The sequence below is a fragment of the Pseudomonas sp. GM24 genome, assembly GCF_000282235.1.
In the GTDB taxonomy this organism is placed as follows: Bacteria; Pseudomonadota; Gammaproteobacteria; order Pseudomonadales; family Pseudomonadaceae; genus Aquipseudomonas.
This window is the reverse complement of the sequence record NZ_AKJR01000370.1, coordinates 1-1,314: the sequence shown is the minus strand read 5'-3', so window position 1 is coordinate 1,314 and position 1,314 is coordinate 1. Positions and strand designations below refer to the sequence as shown.

Annotated in this window: 1 protein-coding gene; it reads left to right on the top strand. The window is 61.3% G+C overall.

Annotated elements, in window-relative coordinates; all coding sequences use genetic code 11:
• Window positions 1–95 precede the first annotated feature (95 nt).
• Window positions 96–1,208 carry a succinylglutamate desuccinylase/aspartoacylase family protein gene (locus PMI23_RS28435; protein ID WP_007915058.1) on the top strand — a complete coding sequence of 371 codons (1,113 nt, stop codon included), beginning with the start codon at window positions 96–98 and terminating at the stop codon, window positions 1,206–1,208.
• Window positions 1,209–1,314: the final 106 nt, after the last annotated feature.

The following is a 1,314-nucleotide window of genomic DNA, read 5'->3' as shown; positions in this document are numbered from 1 at the left end:
TGCCGAAGGCTGCGATCTTTTGACTTTGCTTGTGAAAAACAAGATCAAAAGATCGCAGCCTTCGGCAGCTCCTACAGAAACATCGGAGTCTTCCCATGCAACGCATCGACCATGTTCTGCCCTGGAGCCACTTGGGCAGTGAGCGCTCGCTCAGCGTGTTCCGCTATGGCGCGGGCACCCGCAAGGTGTACATCCAGGCCAGCCTGCACGCCGATGAACTGCCGGGCATGCGCACCGCGTGGGAACTCAAGCAACGCCTCAATGAGCTCGAACAGCAAGGCCGTTTGCAGGGCGTGATCGAATTGGTGCCGGTGGCCAACCCGATCGGCCTCGATCAACACGTGCAAGGTGCGCACATGGGCCGCTTCGAACTGGGCAGCGGCAAGAACTTCAACCGTGCCTTCGTCGAACTCAGCGCGCCGGTCGGGGCGTTGATCGGTGAGCGTCTGGGCGCTGATGCCGAGGTCAACGTTGCACTGATCCGCCAAGCCATGGGGCAAGTGTTCGAAGACCTGCCGGCCCCGGCGTCGCAACTGGAAGCGTTGCATCGTTTGTTGCTGCGCCATGCCTGCGATGCCGACATCACCCTCGATCTGCATTGTGATTTCGACGCGGCGATTCACTTGTACGCGCTGCCGCAGCACTGGCCACAGTGGCAATCATTGGCGGCACGTTTGCAGGCCGGCGTGGCGCTGTTGTGTGAAGACTCCGGCGGCAGTTCGTTCGATGAATCCTGCTCGACGCCGTGGTTGCGTCTGGCGCGGGCGTTCCCCAACGCCGCGATCCCTGCGGCGAATCTGGCGACCACGCTGGAACTGGGCAGCATGGGCGACACTCGAGTCGATCAGGCGCAGGCCAATTGTGAGGCTATTCTGGGCTTCCTCGCTGAGCAGGGTTTCATCAGCGGCGAGTGGCCGGCAGCGCCGGGCGAGTGCTGCGAAGGTCTGCCGTTCGAGGGCACCGAATACCTGTTCGCGCCGCACCATGGTGTGGTGAGTTTTCTGCGCAATGCTGGCGAGTGGGTGGAGAAGGGTGATGCGCTGTTTGAAGTGGTGGATCCGTTGCAGGATCGCGTGACTACCGTGCGCGCCGGCACCAGTGGGGTGTTGTTTGCGCTTGATCGCGGACGCTATACCGAGCCAGGGATCTGGCAGGCGAAAGTGGCGGGGCGGGTGGCGTTTCGTACAGGCAAGTTGACCAACGACTGATGGATCTACGCTGGGTTCACTGGCCTCATCGCTGGCAAGCCAGCTCCCACAGTGATTGAAGGTGTTCACAAACATTGTGTTCACACAAATCCTGTGGGAGCTGGCT

Excerpts from the sequence above, each read along its gene's own strand:
- PMI23_RS28435 (WP_007915058.1), top strand. The coding sequence starts at position 96 with ATGCAACGCATCGACCATGTTCTGCCCTGGAGCCACTTGGGCAGTGAG.